Raw genomic sequence first — 21,356 nt, 5'->3', positions numbered from 1 at the left:
AATGGGCCGCGGCGTCGTCGAGCCGGCAGGGCCGGCCTCGCGGGGTTATCCACATACGGATGAAGCACGGTTCCTCCGGAACATGGCCGCCAATAGTCTGGTCGGCACGTAGCAATGCAAGGAGCCAACCCGGCCCAGCCCAGGAAGGAGAAACCATGAGCTTTTAGCAGGCACCGGGGTCCGGCGATCCGCCACCACTGCAGGGCCGCGGCTACCAGAGACCTGACGCGTACGGCCTTGCAGTGGCCAGCTTGGTGTGCGGCGTCCTGGTCCTGCCGGGCGCCTTCGTCAGCCTGTATCCGGCGATGCTGGCCATGCTGTTCACACGGCCGGACAGCGGCAGCAATGGGGAAGAGTGGGTGGCGAACGTCGTCTTCTACAGTCTCCCTGCACTGTTTGCGCTGTTCTCCCTGATCTTCGGGATCCTTGCCGTTAGACGGTCAATTCGAGGAACCGGTGTGCGGCGCACAGGTGTCGCCGGCCTGATCGCGGCAGCCGTGGCGGCCGCCATACTTCTCTTGCCGCTGTTCATCGGCGAATTTGATGCGTTCTCGTGATCAGCCGGCCCGCCGGGGTCAGCGGGCCCAGAGCGGCCACAGTCGCTCGGCGCGGCGCCGGACCTGGGAGTATGGCACTTCCGCGCTCTTGGCCTGCTCGAAGATGCTCAGGCCCAGCATTGACGTGGCCAGCGCACGCACCGTGTGGAACCGGTTTTCGAAGAGGCTTCGCTCACTGATCCAGGACACGGCGTCAGCTTCCGGCTTCCACTGGGCCGAATAGCGTGCGGCCGCATCAACCAATTGAACAGGTGAACTCCCGGCATCCTGAATGCACTGGTCGAGGACCATGGCCGACTCCATGGCTCCGTTAACGCCCTGCCCGATCGGCGGGTACGGCGCTGCGGCGTCCCCGATCAGGACGGCCTTCCCGCCCTGGAGCCGGGAACAGCTCAGACTGCGGCCGATGTGGTAGCACGTCCTGCCGGCGAATGCCGCTACCTGTTCCGCGCCCGCGAACTCGAGTACCCGCGGGCACCGGTCCCGGAGGAACTTGCGGGCTTCGGCCGGGCCGGTAAATTCGATCGGATTTTTGGTGCCGACAGCGCAGAACCATCTGGCGGAGTCCGGCCCCGTATCTCCCCGGATCGCGCCGGCCACGCAGAAGGGCCTGGTCGACAGGCCGTGAAGATAGTTCTTGTCCAGCCGGCCGCCAACGTTATCGAGTTCGATCATCGTGCAGTAGTTGGGAAACGACTTAGACGTGACCGTAAACCCGGGAACCCGGGCCTGAAGCGCCGAACGGACAGTGGAGCCCGCCCCATCCGCACCCACGATCAAGTCGAAGCTCCGGGCCATCGATTCCCCGGACCGCTGTCGGGTCGTCAGTGAACCCGTGAATGGGTCGACGCTTTCCACGTTGGTTGCAAACTCCAGTGCCACCCGGTCCGTATGTTGGCCCAGGACAGCCATGAGTGCCCGGAGGATGTCGCCGCGGGACCCGGTCCACCCGGGCAGGGTCCATTCCTCCGTTCCACGGCCCGGTATTTTCAGTCCCCTGAAACGGAACATCCGGCGGTCAAACTCGGCGGTGGCGTCGATGTGCCGGAGTGCCTTGAGCCCATGCCCTGAGATATCGATGGTGTAGGAGCGGTCCGGATTGAATCTCGGGGCCACGTCCGGAGGGACGTCACGCTCGATGACCGTTGCGGGCAGCCCGCGCCGGGCGAGGGCTATGGCGAGTACCAGCCCTGCGGGCCCCACGCCGAGGATGGCTATGGAACCCGGGGAATGCGCGGGTTCGGAGGGGAATGGTTCCATGGCGTTTCCTGAAGCTGTGTTGTCATGCACTCATCCGCCGTCGAGGCGGGAAACGTCCCTGGGGAGGACGAACGGCGGCTCATGAGCGTTTCGCTCGGGCGGCCGGAGGAATAGCAACACTGTACGCCGCGCCGCGGTACGGCGTAACCGGCTAAGCCCGCCGAAAACCGCCGGTATTCTGGAAGGGATGAGCGAAACTCCCGAATCCCCGCAGCCGCCGGCAAATCCGAACCAGCCCAGGCCGGTCACACCGGGAAGCCAGGCATCCTATGGAACCTACGGCGGCCGGCCGGTCAGCTTCGTCCGCCGTGGAACCCGGCTGCAGGGACGCCGCCAGGCTGCCTGGGAGGAGCATTCCGGCCGCTGGGCCATCGACGTGCCCCGCCATGTGGCCAACACATCGGTCCACCCCGACTATTCGTTCGACGCCGAAGCCGAGTTCGGGCGCCGGGCACCGCTGATTGTCGAGATCGGCTCGGGCTTGGGCGACGCCGTCTGCCATGCGGCAGAGGAAAACCCGGACAAGGACTTCCTGGCAGTGGAGGTCTACACTCCCGGACTGGCCAACACCATGATCAAGATCAACAGCCGCGGCCTCACCAACGTGCGCGTCGTCGAGGCGAACGCCCCCGAGGTCCTGGCCACCATGCTGCCGCCCGGCTCTGTCAGTGAACTGTGGGTCTTCTTCCCGGACCCGTGGCACAAGTCCCGGCACCATAAGCGCCGCCTCATCCAGCCCGAATTCGCCGAGCTCGCCGCCAAAGCGCTGAAGCCGGGCGGCCTTTGGCGCATCGCCACGGACTGGTCCAACTACGCCGTGCATGTCCGCGACGTGCTCGCCGGATCCGAGGCGTTCGAAAACCTTCACAACGGCGAGCGCAGCGGCCCCGAGAGTCCGCTCACCCACGTGTGGCAGACCGGCGTCGAATCGCTGGTGGGCGGCGCGCCGGTCAAGGAAGGGCGGGCTCCCGTGAGCACGGAACACACAGGACCCAACGAGGGCATCGACGAAAGGGGCGGCTGGGCTCCCCGCTTCGAGGGCCGCATCCGCACCAGCTTCGAGAACAAGGCGCACGAGGCAGGCCGGATGATTTTCGACCTCTGCTACCGGCGGGTTTAGCCCCGCCGGACCCCCTGGCCCATCCCCATCCGGGGACTCTGTTCCCCGGCGCCCCGCCGTGGCACCATAAGCGTGTGGTGTTGTGCCACAGCAGCTGCCGGCGCAGAGGAGCGATCATCAAACGAGAACTGAGAAGCGCAGCCGGCAAGGCCGAGGACGTCACGAACTCCAAGCCCCTCGAAATGCTGGCCCGCGGTGGATTTGCGGCCAGCGGTGTGCTCCACATCCTGATCGGCTTCATTACCTTCGGGCTCGCCCGGGGCCGTGGCGGCCGCGCGGATGTGAGCGGCGCCGTTGCCGAACTGGCCAACCAGCCCGCCGGCCCCGCGCTCCTGTGGGTGAGCTTCGCCGGGTGTATTGCCCTTGCCCTGTGGCAGGCTGGGGACGCCATTTTCGACTTCGAACGGTTGCCCACCAAGCACAAGGCCGGCAAGAAGCTGCAGGCCGGGGCGCAGGCTGTTGTGTATGCCGGGCTGGCCTTCACCCTGGCCGCCTTCGCGCGCGGCGCAGGCCAGGATAGCCGGGAATCAACCAGCGACTTCACGGTCAATCTGATGAAGGCGCCGGGCGGCGTCCTGCTTTTGGTGCTGATCGGTGCGGCTGTGGCCGTCGTCGGCGTCGTCTACGCGGTCCGCGGGTTCAGGAAATCCTTTGAGGAGCACATCAATCCGCCGTCCACCCCCGGTGCCCGCAAAGCCATCACCGTCCTCGGGATGGCGGGCTATGTGGCCAAGGGTGTCGCCCTGTTTGTGACGGGCCTGCTGGTGGTCATCGCCACCGTCACCGTCCACCCCGAGCAGTCGACGGGTCTCGACGGCGGCCTCCGCGCACTGCGGGAACAGCCCTACGGAGTGTACGTGCTGGCCGCGGTGGGCGCCGGGCTCATCTGCTATGGCGTCTTCACGGTGGTGCGGGCCCGCCTCGCCAAAATGTGAGTCCGCCGGCTGCCAAGGAACCGCGCAGTTCAGGTGCCCGTAGGTTCAGGTGCCCGGCACGGCAATGACAGCAATGGTCTGCTGCCGGTCGTTCCGCACCTCGACGCTGGCGATGCTCGTGTACTGCAGCGGCGTAGCGCTGGTCACCCGGACCCGTCCGCTGGGTGTCGCCATCCACGCGCACGCCCGGTCCTCAACCCCGGCACGGTCCCTCACCCAGAGTGAAAGCCGGCCGTTCTGCGGCAGGCTCCGGCCGTCAACGGCCAGTTCGGTGCCCCAGGTCTTCTTGACCATGCCCACCGTGACCTGCATGCCGGTGTCGGCCTTGACCGAGTAACTGGCATCAGGCTTGTCGGCGGGATCAAAGAGCGGCGCGGCCGCAAATCCCAGCGCGAGGCAGGCCGCCGCCACCACCCCCACAAGGGCCGTCAGCCGCCGTCGGGAATTACGACGGCGGGCCGCCAGTTCGTCCAGAACGGGCTGGGGGACGGGGGCTTGGTCCGGGGACGCGGTGTCTGATCCGGGCCGACGGGCCGCCGGGACGGCGAGCGCCACGGCTTCCGGAACCGGGAGGGCATCCAGCAGTCCCGGCAGGGATTCCAGATCCGACAGTTCACTGCGGCACGTGCCGCAGTGCTTGAGGTGGTCCTCGAAGCGCAGCCTGTCCGCATCATCGAGCCCGCCCAGCAGGTACGCCCCCAGCAACTCATGGACTTCCTTGCCGTTCACCGCTCCACACCCATTTCATCGAGTACTGTCCGCAGGGCCTTCACCGCGTAGAAGGCCCTGGATTTCACCGTTCCGCTCGGAATGTTCAACTGCACTGCCGCCTCGCCTACCGTGAACCGCCGGTAGTGCAGCGCCACCAGCACATCCCGGTGCTCCGAACTCAGCCGCAGCAGCGCTTCCTCCATCAGTACCTTGTTCAGCAGGTCGTCAACCCGTCCGGTGGCTTCCTCGGGGTCCGCGATGTCACGGTTCTCGGCTTCCAGCGGCCGGCGCTGGGCTTTCCTGTAGTTGTCGATCATGATGTTCCGGGCAGTCCGGAACAGGTAGCTGCGCATGCTGCCTGTAACCTTGGGCGCCTGCTGCCAGACACGGAGCACTGTTTCCTGCACAATGTCGTCGGCCAGGTGCGGGTCGCGGGAAGCACTGAGCACAAACCGGCGCAGTGCCGTTCCGTGCTCGCGGTAGATCGCTGCAACCAAGTCCTCATCCAGCGGCACTTTCGGCCTCCCTGCAATGACCTATGAAGCCGTCCGAGCGGGCCGGCCTTCCTGGCAAATACGACGCCGGCAGCCGGCGAAAAGTTCAATTCCGGTCAGCGTCAGATTCTTTGAACCATTCTTCACCTTTGTGCGTCATTCCAAATAGCGCCGGTCTCCCAGTCTGCCGGCCCGAGCCAAGGAGCAGCACATGAAGAAGCAACTGAGCATTGGCCTCGCAGTTATGGCCCTTGCCGCCTCACTGACGGCATGTGGCGGCGGATCCGGTACAACCACCACCACGACGGCGGCGGCTCCGGCCAGCGAGTCGCCGGCGACCAGCGCCAGCGCATCGGCCTCGAGCGACAGCGCCACGGTGGACCTCAAGACCGCATCGTCCAGCAAGGGTGACATCGTGGTGGACGGCAAGGGCATGAGCGTCTACTACTTCACCAAGGACGTCAAGGATTCCGGCAAGAGCAACTGCCTGGGCGAGTGCCTCGTGAAGTGGCCTCCGGTGATTGCTGCCACGGACACCCCCAAGGTCGAGGGTGTGACGGGAAAGGTCGGCACCATTGATACACCCGATGGCAAGAAGCAGGTGACGGTCAACGGCATGCCCGTCTACCTGTGGCAGAAGGACAAGGCCCCCGGCGACATCACCGGCCAGGGCGTCGGCAACGTCTGGTACCTCGTGGCACCCGACGGGACGATGATCAAGTAAGGCCTGCGGGTTTGGCCGGCGCCTCTCCGGAGGCGCCGGCACTACCATCGGAGCCGGCGCAGGGACCACCCGAGCCTGCGGCCCATGGCCAATACCCTCCTGGCATGGGCCGCAGCCTAAACCGGGCGTGGACCTTGCGTTCTGAGGCGCCAATTGGGGAGCGCCTCAAAACGGTCACGGTCGGGGATGAAAGCAGCGCAGGAGCTAGCCGGTGACGCTGAGGGTTACGAGGGCGGCGCCGTCCCCTTCGGCCAGCAGTCCGACGGCGGTGCTGGACTCCGCGGGGAAGATCTGGTCCGTGAGGGTCACCAGACCGTCCTGGGCGAAAACCTCAACAGAACAGCGGTCCAGGAAGATCCTGAGCCGCAGCAGGCCGCTGCCGTCCAGGGCAACCGGCACACGCTCTACGGACGGGAAGTCGGCATGGAAGCCGACGTTCCCGGACGCGGTGCGGTCCAGGCTGAGCTCGCCTGTCAGAGAAGAGTAGGCAAGCACTGTCCGCTCCTGCACGCCGCCGGCCTCGCCCGCACGCAGCAGCAGCCCCACCTTGCCGGCGGAACCCGGCCGGAACTCGGCATCGATGCGCAGCACATCCCCGGAGGCCTCGGCGGGCAGCCACCGCACGCCGTCCGCGAGCTGTTCCGGGCCCGCGGCGAACAGTTCCGTCCCGGACGCGTCGAAGGGGTCCGCCGGGGCCTGCACCAGCATGGTGCGCCCGTCGCGGGTCTCCAGCCGGACCTCGCGGACCAGGGACATGGCGCTGCGCCAGCCCTGGGAAGGTGTCGAAGAAGCGTACTGCCAGTTGTTCATCCAGCCGATCATGAGGCGGCGCCCATCGGGGGCGTTGCTGAACGAGACGGCGGCGTAGTAGTCCCGGCCCCAGTCGAGCCAGCCGTAGTCCTGCATCCGGCTGTCGTCGGTCTGTGTACCCTCGGTGACCGTGGTTTCGGAACGGAACGTCACGCCGTCGAACGTTCCCAGGAAGTACTGGCCCGCCGAGCCGCCGGCGATCCCGCCGGGGCTCAGATTCACCACGAGGACCCACCGGGTGTTCCCCCCATCGCCGTCCACGGGCAGTTCGAACAGGTCCGGGCATTCCCAGACGCCGCCCGTGGCGTTGGCCGGGCCGAAGGTGCTCAGGTACTCCCACGTTTTGAGGTCGGCGGACTTGTAGAGCACCACCTCATGCCGGACGGCCTCGACGGCGGCCATTACCCAGTAGCTGCCCGCGTCGCCGTCGTACCAGAAGACCTTGGGATCGCGGAAGTCGGCGGACGCCCGGTCCAGCACCGGGTTCCCCGCATACTTGGTCCAGGTGGCGCCGTCGTCGGTGCTGTACGCGAGGGATTGTGCCTGCCGGCCCGCCAGCGGCGACGACGGGGAGTAGGCGCTGGTGTAGACCGCCACCAGCGGGGGCACTCCCCCGACGCCGAAACCGCTCGTGTTGTGCGCATCCACCACGGCCGATCCGGAGAAGATCGCCTCCTGTTCGTCGCAGGGGATGGCCACCGGCTGCTCGGCCCAGGTCAGCAGGTCCGCCGAGGTGGCGTGCCCCCAGGACATGTTGCCCCACACATCACCGAACGGGTTGTGCTGGTAGAAGAGGTGGTACACGCCGTTGGAGTACACCAGCCCGTTGGGGTCGTTGAGCCAGTTGCGCTCCGCGGCGTAGTGCCATTTGGGCCGGTACCGGCAGTCGAGGGCGGGCGTTGCATTCAGGGAAGTCATGATTCGCTTTCGAACTGGAAAGTGGGGCTGGGTCAGCCTTTGACACCGCTGGAGGCGATGCTGTTGATGAAGGAGCGCTGGAACGCGATGAAGAGGACCACCACGGGAACCGTGATCAGCGAGGCGTAGGCCATGACCTCACCCCAGGAGACGTTCAGCTGGAAGAAGTACTGGATGCCGATCATCACGGGGCGCAGTTCCTCGGACTGCACCACCATGAGCGGCCACAGGTAGGAGTTCCAGGCTGGCAGGAACGTCAGGATGGCGACGGTGGCCGTGGCGGGACCGGCGAGGGGCATCACCACCCGGCGGTAGATCTTGAACCAGCCGGCGCCGTCGATCCGCGCTGCCTCGTCCAGTTCCTTGGGGATGGACTCGAAGTACTGGTGGTACAGGTAGATGGAGAACGCGTTGGCGATGAACGGGATGATCTGCACCTGGTAGGTGTCCAGCCAGCCCTTGGAAATCTCCAGGCTGAAGCCGTTGAGTTCGAAGTACGGCAGCTGGTTCACCCACCACACCAGCGGCAGGGCGAGCGTCTGGAACGGCACGATCAGAGTGGCCAGGATCGCCGTGAACACGATGCGCTTGCCGCGGACCTGCATGCGGGACAGCGCGAAGGCGCAGAGGCTGTTGATGAAGATTCCCAGCACCACTGTCACGGCGGACACACCGACGGAGTTGATCAGGAAGCGCGCCGCCGGAACCCGGTCGAACACTGCGGTGTAGTTGTCCAGCGAGATGTTGCCGATGGGCAGGAACGCCGCCACCGAGGACATGTCGCCGAAAATCTGCTGGTCGGGCTTGAGCGAGGACACGAGCATGAACACGATGGGGAAGGCGGCGACGGCCGCGAACAGGATGCGGACGGCCATGGCGCCGATGGAATTGAGGCGGAGCACGTTTTTCACGTCAGTCCTTCTCTCGGGTCAGGTAGCGCTGGACCGCGGAGACCAGCAGCACCAGGACGAAGAATACGAGCGAGATGGCGGAAGCGTAGGAGGTTTCCTGCTGCTTGAAGCCGGAGCGGACCGCCTCGTAGATGATGGTGGTGGTCGAGTCGAGCGGGCCGCCCTGCGTCATGACGCTCACCTGGTCGAAGAGGCCGAGCGCCTGGATGGTGATGGTCACCAGGACCAGCGTGCGGGTGTGCTTCAGTCCCGGCCAGGTGACGTACCGGAACTGGTGCCAGCGGCTGGCTCCGTCCAGCTGCGCCGCCTCGTACAGCTCTCCGGAAATGCTCTGCAGCCCGGCCAGCCAGATGATCATGTGGAAGCCGGCGGCCTGCCAGATGGACAGCGCGATGATGGCCGGCATGGCGGTGGCGGGGTCGTTCAGCCAGTCCGCCCCTTGGATGAGGCCGAAGCTGAACGTTGACAGCAGCTCGTTGATCAGGCCGTCCTTGCGGTACATGAAAAGCCAGAGCAGCGACACCACCACCATGGACGTCACTACGGGCAGGAAGTAGACGGTGCGGAAGAAGTTCACGCCGCGGAACTTCTTGTTGATCAGCAGTGCCATGGCCAGGGCGAGCCCGGACTGCACCGGCACCACCACCACGGCGAAGTAGCTGACGTTCAGGAGCGACCGCCAAAATGTGGGGTCGGTGAAGAGCCGGGCAAAGTTGTCCATCCCGACGAACTCCACCGGCCGCGGGGAGATGAGGCGGGCGTTCGTAAACGCCAGGCCGAAGCCGAGGATCGCCGGCAGGAACACGAAGGCGAGCAGGAGGACCGCCGCGGGTGCGATCATCCCCCAGCCGCTGAGCTGCTCGCGCAGGTGGCCGGGGCGCTTGCGGCGGGCTGCCGCCGGCGTGGTTCCGCCCGGCGCCGGCACGGCGGAGGTACGGGAGCGAAGTTGGGTGGTTGTCATGGGAGTCTCCGTTGACAGTCAGTGCCGGGAGGGGGGACGACGGCGGCAGGTGCCGCCCGCCGTCGTCCCCCCGCTCCGGCGGCCGGCTAGTTCTTGTAGCCGCCGTTGGACTTGATGTTGGCGTCGATCGCCTTGACCGCCTTGTCCAGGACAGTCTTGGGGTCTGCCCCGGCCAGGATGTCCTGAACGGCCTTGCCGTACTCGGTGGCGATGAACGGGTAGGCCGGCGTTTCGGGGCGCATGAGCGCCTGCTGGCGGGAGAGTTCCATGAAGACCCGGTTTTCGCCGCCCTCGGCGAAGGCGGGGAGCAGGGCCGCGGCTTCGTCGGTGGCCGGAATGGTGCCGGTGGCCTTGGCCACGGCGGCAATGTTTTCAGGCTTCAGCGAGAAGGAGAGGTAGTCCATCGCGGCCTCGGAGTTCTTGCACCCGCTGGTCACGCCCCACTGCCACGAGGCGCCGCCGATTTTCGGTCCGTTGCCGAGGTCCACGGAAGGCATGACGGCCAGGTCCTTGCCGAGTGCCTTGCGTGCCTTGTCCGCGGCCCAGGAGCCGGTGTAGACAATGCCGCTCTTGTTGTTCAGGAAGTCCTGGGTGGAATCCTTGCCGCTCTTCTTGGCCATGAAGCCCTGGTCGGCGAGTCCCCGGAACCACGCGGCCCACTCGACGGCCTTGTCACCGTTGAGGGCACCGTCCGCCGACTGGAAGCCGTCGCGGTTGATGAGGTCTCCGCCGAAGGACTGCAGCAGCGGCGAGTACGCGTAGGGCAGCCACTCTCCGGTGCCGGCCGTCCCCATGTCGAGGGGGTACTGCCACTTGCCCAGGGCCTTGAGCTTGGTCAGCGCGTCCTGGAATTCCTCCTTGGTCCACGGCTTTTCCACCGTGGCCGCACGGACTCCGGCGGCCTTGAGGTCCGAGGCGCGGGCCAGCATGGCCAGGGCGACGTCGTAGTAGCCCACCGCGTACGTTTCGCCCTCCCACTTGGCGACGGTGCTGGGCAGGTTCTTGGACAGATCGGCCGAGAGCTTCAGCGGCGCCAGGTACTTGGCCCACGCCCAGTTGGGCACGTTGGGCCCGTCAATGTCCACGATGCAGGGCAGCTTCCCGGCAGCGGCCGCCGAGACCACCGAGTCGTTGTAGGACTCCTGCGGGAACGCCTGCACCTTGATCTGCGCCTTGGCGGCGCCGCTCTTGTTGTACTTGTCGACGATGGCTTTGATGGCCGCGAGTTCATCGGGGTTACCCGCGTTGTGGGTCCACATGGTGATTTCGTTGCCACCCTCGGAAGTGGCGGACGCGCTGCCCTTGCCGCAGGCAGCGAGGCTGCCCATGAGTGCCGCCGCGGCTATGCTGGTGGCCAGGATCCGTGTGAATCGCTTGTTCATGAAGGTCCAGTCTTTCTGCTGATTTTGCGCGTGGATGATTGGCCCCGGGGTCCGGAAGGGGCGCGGCCGCTGCAACGGCTGCGTCCCTTTTTCAGGCGGACCCGGGGTTCGGGACGAACTGTTTGTATTGCTCGTGGTTGGTGGAATCCGGTCAGGTCCTGGGCGGCCCTACGGATCCCCGTTCGATCAGGGGGCAGGCCAGCCGCACCTGCTCCGGTGGCGTCCCCGGGTTCTCGATGTCGTCAAGAACCCGGTTGACCGCCCACCGCCCCATCTCGTAATGCGGCAGGGCCACGGTGGTCAGCCCCGGCCACAGCGAGCCGGCGATGAGCTCCAGGTTGTCGATGCCCACGATCGAAACATCCTCCGGGACGCTCAGGCCCAGCGCTGCGGCCGCCTGGTATGCGCCCATGGCCACCCTGTCGCTGAAGCAGAACAGCGCTGTGGGCCCGTCCGGCTGGCTGAGGAGACCCAGGGCGGCCTCACGGCCGCCCGAGGTCTCCGGAACGGTGATGACGAGGTGCCGCGGATCGTGTTCGATGCCGTGGCGGCCCAGGGCGTTGTGGAATCCTTTCAGCCGGCCGTGGCTTGCGGGAATGTCGTCCACGTTGTTGATCATTCCGATCCGCGTGTGTCCGGCCGCGATGAGGGCTTCGACGGCGGTTTCGGCGGCGTCGACCTCGTCCGGGACGATGGAGGAGACCGCCGGGTCACCGGTGACGGCATCCAGCAGCACGGTGGGAATCCCCGAGAGCGCAGCCGGCAGGTCGACGCCCTGGTGGTACAGCCGGGCGTACACCACGCCGTCCACCTGGTGCTGCTGAAGCATGGTGATTTCGCGGTGTTCGAGCTCGCTGTCCAGCCCTGAGTTCACCACCATGACCACGTAGCCGCGTTCGTAGGCCGCGTCCTGCGCTCCGCGGATCATGGCCCCGGCGAACGGCGTGGTGGTGATCTCATCGCTGACCAGGCCCAGGATCTGGGAGCGCTGGTTGCGCAGCCCGCTGGCGAGCCGATTGGGGGCGTAGCCAAGGTTCCTGGCCACGTCCCGGACGTGCTGCTGGGTTTCCGCTTTGACCCGGGAGCTGGTGGCGCCGTTGAGGGCATGGGAAACGGTGGTCACAGAGACTCCCGCGGCCTTCGCCACTTCACGTATCCCTACTCGCGTCGTCATCGACTTCCTTTGCAAAACGTTTTGGTTCGGTGGAAATGAGAATACACAAAACGTTTTGCATGTGTCAATCGTCACTATCGGATGGGACTGCTGTATGCTCAACACCCGACAGGCCCAACCACCGGGCATGGGTCCGGCCCGGCGCTGCCCTTTCGGGCGGCGCCGGGCCGGAGGTTCCTGTGCTGCCCGGTTACCGTCCTGTGGTGAAGCTCCAGGAGAGGCCGCTGAGCGGGTTGCCGCCGGCATCCTTGATGCTGGTGGAAATGGTGGCCGTGTACCTCGTGTTGGCCGCCAGGGTCACATTCGGGTTCAGCGTGGCCACGTGGCTGGTGGCGTTGTAGCTGACGGCGTAGCTCACCAGGGCGCCGGTGGCGGCGTTCCGGAGGGCAAACGTTCCGTTGGACACGCCGATCACGTTCTCACTGATGGTCGCCGTGACGTTGGCCGTGCGGCTCACAGCGGTGGCGTTCGTGCCCGGGGACTTGGCGGTCACAACCGGCCGCGGTCCCGTGGTGAACGCCCACGAGTTGGCGGCGATCGGGTTGCCCGCGATGTCCGTGATGCCCGCGGTCAGCGATGCCGTGTGCTTCCGGTCGGCCGCCAGCGTTGCATTCGGGTTCAGGGTGGCAACCCGGGTGGTGGCGTTCCACGTGACCGGAGCGGCGATGAGCGCTCCTGCCGAGTTCTTCAGGGTGAAGGAAGCCGTTCCCAAGCCCGCGATCGGCTCGCTGAAGGTTGCCGTGACATTGGCCGTCTGGCTGGCCATCATCGAGTTGATGGCGGGCGCCTTGGCAGTAACCACGGGTGCCACGGTGTCAACGGTGACGGCCAGCGAGCCGTTGGAGCGTGTCTCGACTCCGCCCGGGCTCACTTCGCCTGCCGTCACCGTGTGGCGGCCGCTGGCCAGCGCCCGGTTGGACGTGATCGAGTAGCTGCCGTTGGCGACCGATGCCGAGCCGCTCGCCACACCGTCGATGTAGAGGTTGACGCTCGCAGCGTCCGGCAATGCGACGGCACCGGTGAAGCTCGGGGTGGTGCTGCGGGTGATGTTGTCCGTGTTGAACCGGCCAGTGTCGCTCGCGGCCGTCAGGTCAGGCGTGCTCGGCCCCTTGGCCAGTGGTGCGGTGCAGGGTGCGGCCGGGCCGCCGATCGCGGCGTACTCGAAAATCGTGACTTCGTTGCCGACGGCGGCGTTGCGTCCCAGCCACATGCCCCGGCTTTCGGAGGTGTTGGCGGCTGTAGCGCGGTCTGCGTCGGTCACGCCGTCCGTACCAACGCCGGTGAGGCCCGTCCAGGTGGCCGTCCACGTGGTGAGGCCCGGGCCGTCGTACACAACGGTGCCGTCCTCCCCTGAACCCGGAGCGCCGGCACGCAGCGTGCGCCGCCCGTTCAGTGCGAACGACTGGTTGGCTGCCACGATCCTGGCTTCCAGCTGGTCCGCCGGCAGCTGACCGCCGCCGGGTGCAACTGCGGTGCCCTTCATGATCACGGTGCCGGCGTTGATCTTGGTGGCCGGCTGCGTGACGGCGACGTTTCCTACGAACGTCTGGTCACCGACGTCGGGCGCTGTCAGAACACGGATCACGTCACCGGAGCGGATGTCCGGAGTGGTTCCCTCCCAGCATCCTCCGCCCGGATGGTTGACTTCAACGATGCCGCCCACGGGCACCAGGTTGGACGCCGTACCGATGACCGCGCCGCCGCGAAGCACCTGGATCGTGGGACGGTCGCCGGCGGCGTAACCTTCGGCCGAGACCATATCCCGTTCCGGGAAAACGGTGATGATGTGCGTCCCCGGGTCACTGATGACGGCGAAAGCCGGAACAACTGCCGCGGTCGGAACGGCCAGCGCAACCAGCGCGCCGGCCGTGATCGCAGCCGCGAGACGTGGACGATTTCTTGCAGGTTTCATGGAAAGCTCCCCTCAAAGGCCCCAGACTTCACCCGGCTGAGACCCAGCGAGGTGATCCTCTTCAGGTCCATGATCTGAAGAGAAAGCCAGTATCTGGACGCCACCCTGCGGAAACCTTTAAACAAAACCTAGGCGACCCCTCAACAGGGCCGGCGCACGGGCGGTCCGGCCGGCGCTGGAAAACGCCGGCCGGCCGCGAGGTGCTACGCCTCTACGAGGTCCTCATCCAGGTCTCCGTCCAGTTCTTCGAACTCGACGGCGGCCACGATTTCCTTGGTCTCCGGGTTAAGCATGAAGGCCTCGTCGTCTTCCTCGATCATGAGGAAGTCGCCGTGGTCAGTGCTGAAGCGCCATGCGAGCACCGTCTCGCCGTTGTGGTCGTAGTTCGGGTCGCCCATGGTGATTTTCTGCAGCTCGTAGCCGGCGATGTCGCACAGTTCGCGGATGATCACCTCGAATTCCGGGGCGTTCTCCAGAGCCTCTTCCTCGGCCTCGGCGCGCCGCTCTTCAAGGTCCGGCAGCGCCGCCACGCGTTTGGCGATGTGGGCGGTGAGCTCGTCGTCGTTCAGGACCAGCAGGCCCTCCTGACCGCGCAGCCAGGCCGCGTTGAGGGCCACGATGTCCTCGGTCTCGAGGAGGGATTCGAATTCGGCGTCGAGGTCCTCCATGGCCTGCACGCGTTCGGGGAGCTCGCCGTCCTCCCCGGCGTCGGACTCGCCGTCCAGGTAGATGTCCGCCTCCTCCTCGGACAGGGCGTCGAATGCCTCCGCGGTCCGGTCGAAGAGGTCAACGTGCCTGGCGGCGCCCATGGCTTCCAGGCCTTCACGGACGTAGGCGTCAAGCTCCTCACGGTCCGGGGCGGTGAAGACATACTGCGCAAAGCCGCCGCCCAGGGACTGCGTGAGGTAGAAGTCAACGAAGTAGCTGCGCAGGGCGTTGGGTGCGATCTCCCCCGGACCGAGCAGCTCCTGGTACATGGTGTTCACCACGGCGACGTTGGAATCAACTGTCTCTGCATCGCTGCCGCTGTCGCCGCCTGCGGCGCCGACGGTCAGGACAACGGGGTATTCGCTGGAAGTCATGGGAAATCCTTACTGCAGAAAGCCGGTGATGCTGAGGACCCTTCCAACGTACGCGCCGCCGGCAGCCGGCAGGTTTAGGGCGAAGTGAACGTCAGGCGAAGTTTGCCCCTACCCCGTTGAGGCACAAAACCCGACAAAAACAGAAGAGCCCGACGGCGGGCGGCGGCAAATTTGAGGGCCCCTCCCGCCCGACTAAGATGGATCAGATAACCTGCAGATTTTCGACCTGCCGAAAGTAGCGCGCACCCATGCCTTCCCAACCGGACGACAGTGCGGCACTGGCAATCCAGACCCCCGCGATCAACGACCGCTCCCTCGCGGCCGGGCTCGCCTATGCCATGGGCGGCCGCGTCTCCGGGATCTCGTTCGACGCCGCCACCGGCCTCATGCTTGGCAAGGTCCGCGGCGGCTCCGAAGTGCCGTATTCCACCACGGCCAAGCTGGTCCGCAAGGGCGGCGGCTGGAGCTGCACCGTGGGCGTCTGCAGCTGCCCTGTCCGCAAGGACTGCAAGCACGTGGCCGCGCTCCTGTTCGCGGCCGAAGACAACCCGGCCGTGCGGGTACAGCTCCTGTCCCCCGCCGACGTCTCGCGGGTGTCACGGGAAAAGTCGCTGCCGGCGCTTTCGGACTGGGAGCAGGCCCTCAGCCCCCTGATTTCGCAGGCCGGCCCTGCCCAGCAGACCGGCGGCACTCCCCTGGCCCTGCAGTTCGAGGTGGAGGAGCCGGCCCCGCACTTCTCCTACACCGGCCGGCGGGATCCGCTCCGCAGCGTCCGCCAGCTCAAGGCCCGCCCGGTGATCCTGGGTGCCAAGGGCAAATGGATCCGCGGCGACGTCTCCTGGAACACGCTGAGCTACCTGAGCTTCAAGCGCGAGTGCAACCAGACGCATGTGGAGTGGCTGCAGACCTTCCTCGCCGCGCATACCGCCGGCGCCAACCGGGCGTACTCGTCGTCGTCCCTCTGGCTGGGGCTGAACACGTTTGCCGGCAAGAACCTGTGGGGACTGCTGGAGGAGGCCCGGCAGATCGGCGTCGCGCTGGTGCACAGCCGCGGCCAGGAACCCGTGAAGGTGGCGGCGGAGCCCGCGGCGGTGGGCCTGAACCTGGGCCGCTACGGAAGCGGTACCCAGGACGGCGGCCTGGAGCTCGCGTCCACCATCACTGTGGACGGGACCGAGGTTGATCCGGCGTCGGTGGGCACCATCGGCCGCCCCGCGCACGGCATTTTCCTCACTACCAGCGGGGATGCGCTGCCGGGGGTCGCCGCGGACGAAACCATCACGCTTGCCCCGCTGGAGAGCGGCCTGAGCGAGGAGCTACTGGCCTTCGTCACGGCGGGCAGCACCCTGCACATCCCGGCACGCGATGAAGGCCGCTTCCTCACCGGCTTTTACCCCAAGCTGAAGCAGACCGCGCGCGTGACGGCGGCGGACGAGTCCGTCGAGCTGCCCGAGCTCGCCGTCCCGACGCTCTCGCTGCTGGCCAACTACGGCACCGACCACCGCGTGCGCCTGCACTGGGAGTGGCACTACACGTCCGGGACCATCGTCACCGCGCAGCCGCTCTGGCGCCACCCCGGCGACCACGGCTACCGTGACGATCCGGCCGAGGCCCGGATCCTGGAGGCTGTGGGCCAGCCGTGGGACGTAGTGCCCAAGCTGGGCGAGTCGGCCACCGGCGGCTGGGGCACGCCGCGGCTTGCGGCCACCGCGGAGCTGAGCGGGCTGGACACCCTGGCCTTCACCGAGGAAGTGCTTCCCAAGCTGCGGAACACACCCGGCGTCGACGTGGACACCTCCGGCGACATCGCGGACTACCGAGAGGCCGAGGAGGCGCCGGTGGTGGCGATTTCCACGAAGGCCACGGACCAGCGCGACTGGTTCGACCTTGGCATCGTGATCACCCTCGAGGGCCAGCCGGTGTCCTTCGCGGCCCTCTTCTCCGCCCTCGCCGCCGGGCAGACGCGCATGCTGCTGCCCAGCGGAGCGTACTTCTCCCTCGACCTGCCGGAGCTGCACCAGTTGCGGGCCCTGATTGACGAGGCCCGGAGCCTTCAGGACAACAAGGACGCACCCCTGCAGATCAGCCGGTTCCAGGCCGGCCTGTGGGATGAGCTCGCCCAGCTGGGCATCGTGGACGAGCAGGCGGCCGCCTGGCGCACCGCGGTGGGCGGGTTGCTGGAGGAGGGCGTCCAGGGCCTGCCGCTGCCGGCCACGCTTAATGCCGAGCTGCGGCCGTACCAGCTGGAAGGCTACAACTGGCTGAGCTTCCTGTACCGCCACAGCCTCGGCGGCGTGCTCGCCGACGACATGGGCCTGGGAAAGACGGTCCAGGCGCTGGCCCTGATGTGCGCGGCCAAGGAACACGCGGCGTCCTCCGCTGACGTTGGGCAAGCGAACCCCCAGGCCGCGGACGCCAGAGCAGAGGACGACGGCGGCACGCCCTTTTTGGTGGTGGCCCCCACCAGCGTCGTGGGCAACTGGGAGGCCGAGGCCGCCCGCTTCGCTCCCGGCCTCACGGTCCGCGCCGTCGGCGAGACGTTCGCCAAGAGCGGCGCCAATCCCGCCGAGGCCATGGCCGGGGCGGACATCGTCATCACGTCCTACGCACTGTTCCGGATCGATTACGAATCCTATGCAGGACAACGCTGGGCCGGACTGGTGCTGGACGAGGCGCAGTTCGTCAAGAACCACCAGTCCAAGGCCTACCAGTGCGCCCGCAAGCTGCCGGCGGCATTCAAACTGGCCATCACCGGCACCCCGCTGGAGAACAACCTCATGGAGTTCTGGGCCCTGACCTCCATCGTGGCGCCGGGGCTGTTCGCCAGCCCGTCGCGGTTCGCCGAGTACTACCAGAAGCCCGTGGAGAAGAACGGTGACAAGGGGCAGCTGGACAAGCTCCGGCGTCGGGTCCGTCCGCTCATGATGCGCCGCACCAAGGAGCAGGTCATCAAGGACCTGCCGCCCAAACAGGAACAGGTCCTCGAGGTGGTGCTCAATCCGCGGCACCAAAAGGTCTACCAGACCCACCTGCAGCGCGAGCGGCAGAAGATCCTGGGCCTGATCGAGGACGTGAACAAGAACCGCTTCACCATCTTCCAGTCGCTGACGCTGCTGCGCCAGCTCAGCCTGGACGCAACGCTCGTGGATGAGTCCCTGTCCGGCGTGCGGTCCAGCAAGCTGGACGTGCTGTTCGAGCAGCTGGAGGACCTCGTGGCCGAGGGCCACCGGGCCCTCATTTTCAGCCAGTTCACCGGTTTCCTGGGCAAGGTCCGCGAGCGCCTCATCGAAGAGAACATCGAGTTCTGCTATCTCGACGGCGGCACCCGGAACCGATCCGACGTCGTCAATGAGTTCAAGAACGGCGCGGCGCCGGTGTTCCTGATCAGCCTCAAGGCCGGCGGCTTCGGCCTCAACCTGACCGAGGCGGACTACGTGTTCCTGCTCGACCCGTGGTGGAACCCGGCGTCAGAGGCGCAGGCGGTTGACCGCACGCACCGCATCGGCCAGGCCAGGAACGTCATGGTCTACCGGCTGGTGGCCAAGGACACCATCGAGGAAAAGGTCATGGCGCTCAAGGCCAGGAAGTCGCAGCTGTTCGCCGACGTGATGGAGGGCGACGCGCTCTCCGGCGGTGCACTCACCGCGGAGGACCTGGCGGGACTCTTCAACGACTAACGCCCGGGGCAGGCTGCCGGGCGGGACCCCGTCCTGCATCGCGGCGGCCGGGGCAGGCCGGAGCCCGAAGGCGGCGCGCCTGCTGAACCACCGCCCCAGCGCCTTGCCCTTGCCCTTGCCCTTCCACCAGCTGTCCTCGTCGGTGTCGGTGCGCCACCGGTAGATCAGGACCACCAGCACGAACATCCCGGCCGTGACGTTCGGCCACACACCGGAGGCAGCATCGAGCAGCGCCCTGACGGCCGTGGCCAGGATCGCCGGGACAGCCAGTGTGCGGAAGACCGTGTTGGCCAGGTACCGCCGGTGGGAACGCGGCACTGACAGCAACCGGACCATGTCGGAACAGGCGCACACCACCACCACGGCCTGCCCCAGCAGGAGCAACATGGACCCCGGCAGGGACCCGGCGAACTGCACCGCTGACGCCAGTCCGGAACTCATGGCCCGCACCCTTCCACGCCGCCTCCTCCGTCGCTGTGTCAGACCATTCAACGGCGCGGGGCTCCGGTAAGTCACGGGGGCGGACTACGCGTCTTTCCCGCCCGCACTACCCGGGCTCCCGCTGCTGTACGCACCCCGGCCGGAAGCAACCATGGGGGAACTCCGATCGTGCCGGGCAGACACTACCATTGGCACTATGGGTGCCCAACACAGTCCGCCCGTCCGTACCGGCGCCGCTCCCCCTTCGGAGGGGATGACGCTGGGGCGGCTTTTGGCACTTCTGGGCGAAGGCATCTCTGCCGAGGCCCTGGAAACACACCTTGCAGCCATGCAGGAGGAGAGCCGGCTCGATCCGCAGACGGCAGCAGCCGCCCGCAGCCTCAACGCCAGGCTCCGGGAGGCCAGCCGGCGGGAGGGCCTGCTCCGCGTCCTGTACGACACCGCCACGGACCTCACCGGCATTCGGGATGTTGAAGCCGTCCTGAAGGCTATCGTCCGCAGAACCCGTTCGCTCATCGGCAGCGACATCGCCTATCTGAGCCTGAACGACTACGACTCCGGAGAATCGTACATCCGGGTGACTGACGGTGCCGCCACGGCACTGTTCCGGAACATCCGCATGCCCCTGGGTGAGGGTGTCCTCGGTGCGGTGGCCACCGGTGAAGCCCCCTCGCAATCCGCGGACTACCTGAGTGACCAGACCAAGACGCACCTAGAGTCGAGTGACGCGGCGGTCGCGGCAGAAGGTGTCAAGGCCATAATGGGAGTCCCCTTGCGGGCCGAAGGCAAGGTGATCGGCGCGCTCCTTGTTGCGGACCGGCACGCCCACAACTTCAGCAGCGACGACGTCGCGCTCATGGAATCCATCGGCACCCACGCCGCCGTTGCGCTCGAGAACGCCCGTCACTTCACCGAAATGGCCGATGCCCTGGCCCGGCTGGACCAGGCCCAGCGGCAAAATCTGGCCCATGTGAAGGCCCTGGAGGAGCTCTCCTCACTCGATCAGCGGCTGATGGAGACCCTTGCGTCCGCCAACAGCCTGCCCAACCTCATGCTGCTTTTGGCCGAATCAATGGACAGCGAGGTGTTCGTGGTTTCGCCCATGGGCGAGCCCGTGGCAGGGCTCGGCACAAACCCGGACTTCGGCAGCCCTGCCGCGCTGGGCGCCGCGGAGGTCTCGGCGGCTCGGACGCTGCCCATGCCCTTCACCGTGAAAGGCCGGAGGTACACGGTGATGTCCGCGGTTGCCGGGGACCAGCATCTGGCCTCGCTGATCGTTGCCGGCCACATCAGCCAGGACCGGCTCGCGGTGCTCGAGCGAAGCGCCCTGGTCCTCAGTGCTGCGTTGCTCTTTGAAAGGACCTTCCAGGACGCGCAGTACCGGCTGCAGCTGGAGCTCATCGACGAACTCCTGAATCCGCGGTCTGAGGATACGGAAGCGCTGAAACGGCGGGCCGGGAGGTTCGGCCTGGCAGACAACACCCCGCTGGTGGTCCGGGTGGTGGGTGTTCGGGAGGACCAGCGGCAAAGGGCCCTCGCAGTATTGAAGCGGCTTGCACAGGACCGTCCCGGGATCACCGCCCTCCACGAATCGCATCTGTGCGTCATCGAGCCACCCGCGCCACGCGGCGGTACTCCGGGTGGCGACCGCGGGGCAGACAACGGGCAGTCGATCGTCGATGCCCTGAAGCACCAGCGCATCCAAGCCAGCGTTGGATCGTCACAGGCGGTGACAGGATTTTCCCGGCTGACAGGGGCCCACGCCGAGGCCGATGCCGTGCTTCGCGCGCTGCAGGCGCTGTCCCGGAACGGCGAGGCCGCCGACCGGGCTGCCCTCGGCACGGCCGGGATGCTGCTGGGCGCCATGGACAGCCCCTTCGCCGCCCAACTGCTGACCGCCCAGCTCGGACCGCTGCTGGACTACGACAGCCGCCGGGGAACGCAGCTGGTCCTGACCGCCTGGACCTTCCTGGAGAACGACTCGTCCGGCACGGCAGCGGCGGAGGCCCTGCACGTCCATCCCAACACGCTCCGCCAGCGACTGGAGCGCATCGATACTGTCCTCGGCGCGAGCTGGCGCCGGGGCGGCCGGTCCCTGGACATCCACGTGGCCCTGCGGCTCTGGCGCCTGCAATCCGCCGGAATCGGCGGCGAATTACGTTGAGCCAGCCCGCACCGATGTGGTTCTGACGCACATGTTCCCACTGCCAATGTGGCAGAAACCTCCATAGGCCACCTCACACGGCTCTGGAACGATGAGATCCACGGCACCTTTCCGGTAGCCCGA

At 66.8% G+C, this 21,356-nt stretch carries 16 protein-coding genes; 6 read left to right on the top strand and 10 right to left on the bottom strand.

The window, feature by feature from the left end:
• Positions 1 to 242 precede the first annotated feature (242 nt).
• Positions 243 to 557, top strand: a complete 315-nt coding sequence (locus tag ACFTSA_RS11865; protein ID WP_377951471.1) for a hypothetical protein — start codon at positions 243 to 245, stop codon at positions 555 to 557.
• Positions 558 to 575: 18 nt separating this feature from the next.
• On the opposite strand, the gene ACFTSA_RS11860 is transcribed toward ACFTSA_RS11865, so the two are convergent.
• Positions 576 to 1,817, bottom strand: a complete 1,242-nt coding sequence (locus ACFTSA_RS11860) for an FAD-dependent oxidoreductase (RefSeq protein ID WP_377951469.1) — start codon at positions 1,815 to 1,817, stop codon at positions 576 to 578.
• A gap of 187 nt (positions 1,818 to 2,004) precedes the next feature.
• Between ACFTSA_RS11860 and trmB the strand changes: the two genes are divergently transcribed.
• Complete coding sequence (gene trmB / locus ACFTSA_RS11855) at positions 2,005 to 2,937, top strand: tRNA (guanosine(46)-N7)-methyltransferase TrmB (protein WP_377951467.1); 933 nt, start codon at positions 2,005 to 2,007, stop codon at positions 2,935 to 2,937.
• 128 nt (positions 2,938 to 3,065) lie between these two features.
• Positions 3,066 to 3,872, top strand: a complete 807-nt coding sequence (locus ACFTSA_RS11850) for a DUF1206 domain-containing protein (RefSeq protein ID WP_377951601.1) — start codon at positions 3,066 to 3,068, stop codon at positions 3,870 to 3,872.
• 45 nt (positions 3,873 to 3,917) lie between these two features.
• Here the strand turns inward: ACFTSA_RS11850 and ACFTSA_RS11845 are convergent, their stop codons facing one another.
• Positions 3,918 to 4,601 (bottom strand): zf-HC2 domain-containing protein, encoded by a 684-nt coding sequence (locus ACFTSA_RS11845; protein WP_377951465.1) that lies wholly within the window; start codon positions 4,599 to 4,601, stop codon positions 3,918 to 3,920.
• Positions 4,598 to 5,098: a sigma-70 family RNA polymerase sigma factor gene (locus ACFTSA_RS11840; RefSeq protein WP_377951463.1), complete on the bottom strand. Its 501-nt coding sequence runs from the start codon at positions 5,096 to 5,098 to the stop codon at positions 4,598 to 4,600. The genes ACFTSA_RS11845 and ACFTSA_RS11840 overlap by 4 nt, the downstream gene beginning before the upstream one ends.
• Positions 5,099 to 5,288: 190 nt before the next feature.
• Between ACFTSA_RS11840 and ACFTSA_RS11835 the strand changes: the two genes are divergently transcribed.
• Positions 5,289 to 5,801, top strand: coding sequence for a hypothetical protein (locus ACFTSA_RS11835; protein WP_377951461.1), 513 nt, complete (start codon positions 5,289 to 5,291; stop codon positions 5,799 to 5,801).
• Between the two features lie 204 nt (positions 5,802 to 6,005).
• Here ACFTSA_RS11835 and ACFTSA_RS11830 read toward each other — a convergent pair whose 3' ends face one another.
• From ACFTSA_RS11830 to ACFTSA_RS11800, 7 genes are all read right to left on the bottom strand, one after another.
• Positions 6,006 to 7,529 (bottom strand): glycoside hydrolase family 32 protein, encoded by a 1,524-nt coding sequence (locus ACFTSA_RS11830; RefSeq protein ID WP_377951459.1) that lies wholly within the window; start codon positions 7,527 to 7,529, stop codon positions 6,006 to 6,008.
• Positions 7,530 to 7,561: 32 nt separating this feature from the next.
• Complete coding sequence (locus tag ACFTSA_RS11825; RefSeq protein ID WP_377951458.1) at positions 7,562 to 8,440, bottom strand: carbohydrate ABC transporter permease; 879 nt, start codon at positions 8,438 to 8,440, stop codon at positions 7,562 to 7,564.
• A 1-nt stretch (position 8,441) separates the two neighbouring features.
• Positions 8,442 to 9,401, bottom strand: a complete 960-nt coding sequence (locus ACFTSA_RS11820; protein ID WP_377951456.1) for a carbohydrate ABC transporter permease — start codon at positions 9,399 to 9,401, stop codon at positions 8,442 to 8,444.
• 86 nt (positions 9,402 to 9,487) lie between these two features.
• The gene (locus ACFTSA_RS11815) at positions 9,488 to 10,783 is read right to left on the bottom strand and encodes an extracellular solute-binding protein (RefSeq protein ID WP_377951454.1); all 1,296 of its coding nucleotides are present in this window, start codon (positions 10,781 to 10,783) and stop codon (positions 9,488 to 9,490) included.
• A gap of 151 nt (positions 10,784 to 10,934) precedes the next feature.
• Positions 10,935 to 11,957, bottom strand: coding sequence for a LacI family DNA-binding transcriptional regulator (locus tag ACFTSA_RS11810; protein WP_377951452.1), 1,023 nt, complete (start codon positions 11,955 to 11,957; stop codon positions 10,935 to 10,937).
• Positions 11,958 to 12,147: 190 nt separating this feature from the next.
• Positions 12,148 to 13,869 carry an Ig-like domain-containing protein gene (locus ACFTSA_RS11805; RefSeq protein WP_377951450.1) on the bottom strand — a complete coding sequence of 574 codons (1,722 nt, stop codon included), beginning with the start codon at positions 13,867 to 13,869 and terminating at the stop codon, positions 12,148 to 12,150.
• Between the two features lie 203 nt (positions 13,870 to 14,072).
• Positions 14,073 to 14,951: a hypothetical protein gene (locus tag ACFTSA_RS11800; RefSeq protein WP_377951448.1), complete on the bottom strand. Its 879-nt coding sequence runs from the start codon at positions 14,949 to 14,951 to the stop codon at positions 14,073 to 14,075.
• 248 nt (positions 14,952 to 15,199) lie between these two features.
• On the opposite strand from ACFTSA_RS11800, the gene ACFTSA_RS11795 reads away from it, so the two are divergent.
• Both ACFTSA_RS11795 and ACFTSA_RS11790 read left to right on the top strand, forming a co-directional pair.
• Positions 15,200 to 18,628, top strand: coding sequence for an SNF2-related protein (locus ACFTSA_RS11795; protein ID WP_377951447.1), 3,429 nt, complete (start codon positions 15,200 to 15,202; stop codon positions 18,626 to 18,628).
• 637 nt (positions 18,629 to 19,265) lie between these two features.
• Entirely contained in the window at positions 19,266 to 21,233 is a 1,968-nt protein-coding gene (locus tag ACFTSA_RS11790; protein ID WP_377951446.1) for a helix-turn-helix domain-containing protein, read from the top strand.
• Positions 21,234 to 21,356 lie beyond the last annotated feature (123 nt).

Source organism: Arthrobacter sp. NPDC057013 (genome assembly GCF_042674585.1).
In the GTDB taxonomy this organism is placed as follows: domain Bacteria; phylum Actinomycetota; class Actinomycetes; order Actinomycetales; family Micrococcaceae; genus Arthrobacter.
This window is presented reverse-complemented; position numbering and strand designations above follow the sequence as displayed.

Coding starts and splice junctions, on each gene's coding strand:
- ACFTSA_RS11795 (WP_377951447.1), top strand. CDS start 15,200: ATGCCTTCCCAACCGGACGACAGTGCGGCACTGGCAATCCAGACCCCC.
- trmB (WP_377951467.1), top strand. CDS start 2,005: ATGAGCGAAACTCCCGAATCCCCGCAGCCGCCGGCAAATCCGAACCAG.
- ACFTSA_RS11800 (WP_377951448.1), bottom strand. CDS start 14,951: ATGACTTCCAGCGAATACCCCGTTGTCCTGACCGTCGGCGCCGCAGGC.
- ACFTSA_RS11815 (WP_377951454.1), bottom strand. CDS start 10,783: ATGAACAAGCGATTCACACGGATCCTGGCCACCAGCATAGCCGCGGCG.
- ACFTSA_RS11860 (WP_377951469.1), bottom strand. CDS start 1,817: ATGGAACCATTCCCCTCCGAACCCGCGCATTCCCCGGGTTCCATAGCC.
- ACFTSA_RS11805 (WP_377951450.1), bottom strand. CDS start 13,869: ATGAAACCTGCAAGAAATCGTCCACGTCTCGCGGCTGCGATCACGGCC.
- ACFTSA_RS11790 (WP_377951446.1), top strand. CDS start 19,266: ATGGGTGCCCAACACAGTCCGCCCGTCCGTACCGGCGCCGCTCCCCCT.
- ACFTSA_RS11835 (WP_377951461.1), top strand. CDS start 5,289: ATGAAGAAGCAACTGAGCATTGGCCTCGCAGTTATGGCCCTTGCCGCC.
- ACFTSA_RS11820 (WP_377951456.1), bottom strand. CDS start 9,401: ATGACAACCACCCAACTTCGCTCCCGTACCTCCGCCGTGCCGGCGCCG.
- ACFTSA_RS11810 (WP_377951452.1), bottom strand. CDS start 11,957: ATGACGACGCGAGTAGGGATACGTGAAGTGGCGAAGGCCGCGGGAGTC.
- ACFTSA_RS11830 (WP_377951459.1), bottom strand. CDS start 7,529: ATGACTTCCCTGAATGCAACGCCCGCCCTCGACTGCCGGTACCGGCCC.